The 3,025-nt window shown below is 68.8% G+C and carries 2 protein-coding genes; both read left to right on the top strand.

Features of this window, described 5'->3' with window-relative positions; genetic code table 11:
- Positions 1-344: 344 nt before the first annotated feature.
- Entirely contained in the window at positions 345-1,796 is a 1,452-nt protein-coding gene (locus MJ785_RS17400) for a TIR domain-containing protein (protein WP_239381803.1), read from the top strand.
- A gap of 125 nt (positions 1,797-1,921) precedes the next feature.
- Positions 1,922-2,941: a ketopantoate reductase family protein gene (locus tag MJ785_RS17395; RefSeq protein WP_239311732.1), complete on the top strand. Its 1,020-nt coding sequence runs from the start codon at positions 1,922-1,924 to the stop codon at positions 2,939-2,941.
- Positions 2,942-3,025: the final 84 nt, after the last annotated feature.

Genomic DNA, 3,025 nt, shown 5'->3' with positions numbered 1-3,025 from the left:
ACAGGAAGCCGCGTCCAAGCGGCCCCTGGCACGGCCGCGGGCCACACCGATACCGGATGAGTGGTATCGGTCTGGCCGAGAACGCGGCCAGGGGCCGCCTGGAGGCGGCGAGCCGGACAGCTGGCTTTCCTGACCGTGTGGTCCCGGTTTGCTCCCGGCGGACACCTCGCCGAGCGCCTGCCCGCCTGCCCGCCTGCCCGCTCGTCCGTCGATCCGGAGGGGAGCGGCGGGGGAGCGGAACTGCCAACAGCCGGGCTCGGTACCCTCGGTCGTAACGTGCGAACATGGCGCGTCCAGTTCCGCTCGGGATGGGCCGGGCAGATGGCGTTTTTCATGGGGGGGCCTTGAGCGAGCGGCTGACCGAGCTGGAGATCCGGGCGCTCGCGGGGGCGTTCGCCACTTCGCTGAGCGCCGTCCAGTTACTGGAACGCGCTGGCGTGGACCGACTCGAACAGCCGTCCTGGGCGCCGGCACAGTCTCCGCTGGTGTTCTGGGTGGAGGTGAACAACTTTCTCGACAGCGGCGGGTTGCCGGATGGCCGGCGGCGGATTCTCGCCGCCGCTGCCGAGCGCTACCCGGCGAATCCGGTGTTCGCGCAGGCGCGGGATTTCGCGGCTGGATTCTCCGCCGCTGGAACCGCCGCTGGCCATGGGCCAGCCGCTGCCGCGGGCGTACCCGGCGGGTTCAGCTCGCCCGATGGCCTTCCGCTGCCGTACACCGTGCTCGCTCTGGACGCGGTGCGGTTCAGCGCGCACGGCACTCTCGTCCAGCTTGCCTGGCGCCGGGGCCTGCGCGAGATCGTCGACGAGGCCTGCGGGCGGACCGGTATAGCCGCCGACGCCATCCAGCTACAGGACCGGGGCGACGGTTTTCTCGGTGTTGTCGCCGTCAGCGTCCCCAAGGCGACACTCGCCGCGGATTTCGTCCGCGAGCTGCGGATAGCACTGCGGGCCTTCAACCGGACCCGTAACGACACCGGTCGGGTCCGGGTGCGGCTGGCGTTGCATCACGGTGATGTGATCGTCGACGGTACCGGCTTCGCTGGCCAGCCGACCATCGTCGCGGCCCGGCTGGTGGACGCCCCGCCGGTGCGCCAGGTGCTCGCGGATGCGCCATCCGAAGATCTTGCGCTTATCGTCTCCGACGAGCTGTACGCCGCCACCGTTGCCGAGCAGCTCCGCGGTCTGGACCCAGGGGAGTTCCGCGAGGTCACAGTCGAGGTTCCGAAGTTCTCCGGTACGGCCTGGGTGCAGGTGCCGGCCGCCGGCCGCGGCGCCGAGACCGACCGCGCCGCCGCGGAGCGCCCAGCCGCGGCGGTCACCGATGACAAGCCCGCCGACGCGGCCCGCTGGGACTTTCTCGTCTCCGCCGCCGAGGCGGACGAGAACTGGGGCACCTGGATCGCCTGGGAGCTTGAGCAGCGTGGGTACCGGGTGCATATCGAGACCTGGGACGCGCTGCCTGGCCAACACGACCTGCGGCGGCTCGACGACGCGATCAGGTATTCCGAACGTACCTTGGTGGTGCTGTCGGACAACTACCTGCAGGCGGTGGAGGTACAGGCCGAATGGCATGCCGCGTGGCAGCGCGACCCCGACGGGATGCGACGGAGGCTGATCCCGGTGCGGGTGGCGGAATGCAAGCCGGACGGATTGCTGCGGGGTATCGTTGCCATTGATCTCGTTGGCCTCCCGCGTGAGGCCGCGGCAACTGAACTCGTCGAACAGGTGAAAAGATCGCTTGCCGGTCGTTATCGACCGGCTGGCCCGCCGCCGTTTCCCGGCCCGAACGGATGAGCGGGGAAAGGTAACAGGCCTTTCCATCGATCGCGGGAAGGCCATCGCCAGGTGGGTCTTTGTGCTGCCCGCGGACAGGCCATCGACTCTGCCGAACGTCCCACCCGATTCGGATACTGGATGCCATGCGTGTTCTGGTGTTCGGTGGTGGAGTGATCGGTACGCTGCATGCCTGGGCGCTGTCACGGGCCGGGCACGAGGTCAGCCTGCTGGTCCGGCCGGAGCAGGTGGACCGATGGGCCGACGGGATCGATCTGAGTATTCTCGACGTCCGGGGCAGGCGCCGCCGGGAGGTCACCGAGCGTTTCCATCCTCGTGTTGTCACCGAGCTGCGTCCGGCGGATGGCGTCGAGCTCGTTGTGCTTGCCGTCCGGCATACCCAGACCCCGGACGTCCTGCCCGGGCTCGCGCGAAACCTTGGCGCGGCCACCGTGCTGTTCCTGAACCACAACTGGCGTGGGCTGGACTTCATCGATTCCTGTCTGGGCAAGGACCAGTACGTGCTGGGCGCTCCCCGGGCCGGCGGCGGCATCATCAACAACGTGTTGACCGGCGCCCTTGAGGGCGGGATCGTGCTCGGGCCGAGCATGTCCGGGCGGGGGGCACCCGGAGCGGCCACGGGTGACATCGCAACGGGCGACACGATGACGGACATCGCCGAGCAGAATCTGGGCCGCTTCGCCGCGTTCTTCGCGGAAGCCGGTTTCCGGCCGGAGATCCGTCCCAACATGGAGCACTGGCTGTGGGTGTATTTCGCCAGTATCACCGCATGGATATGCGGTGCTGCCCGTGCCCGTGGATTCGAGCGTTTCACGCGCAGCAACCGAGCTGTCTACGACGCGCTGCATGCGGGCCGGGAAGCCATGCAGGTATGCGTTGCACGCGGGGCGGAGGTGCGTTTTGCGCAGGACGCCCGACCGTTCGTGCTTCCGCCGTCGACGGTGGCACCGGCGGTACGGCTCATGCTCCGCGGAGAGCTGCCCCAGCGAATCTCGGTCAACCGCAGCCGGTACGCGCCCGCGGAACTGTACGAGATCTACGATGACGTCATCCGGACGGGGGAACGGCTCGACGTTCCCATGCCCTGCCTTTTGTCCTATCGCAACGACGTGGAACGGATGGTGGAACTAGCCCCCAGCCTGTGACCTGGCTCTGGGGGTGTTGACCGATGAGCCGGGGTAGCCGCGCATCGCGCGGCGATGGACAGGGAGCGATGACGCGCGGCGCGG

Origin of the sequence: Protofrankia sp. CiT1 (assembly GCF_917627335.1) — a bacterium.
Taxonomy (GTDB): Bacteria; Actinomycetota; Actinomycetes; order Frankiales; family Frankiaceae; genus Protofrankia.
The sequence above is the reverse complement of the archived record's forward strand: the minus strand, read 5'-3'. Positions and strand labels throughout refer to the sequence as shown.

Excerpts from the sequence above, each read along its gene's own strand:
- MJ785_RS17395 (WP_239311732.1), top strand. The coding sequence starts at position 1,922 with ATGCGTGTTCTGGTGTTCGGTGGTGGAGTGATCGGTACGCTGCATGCC.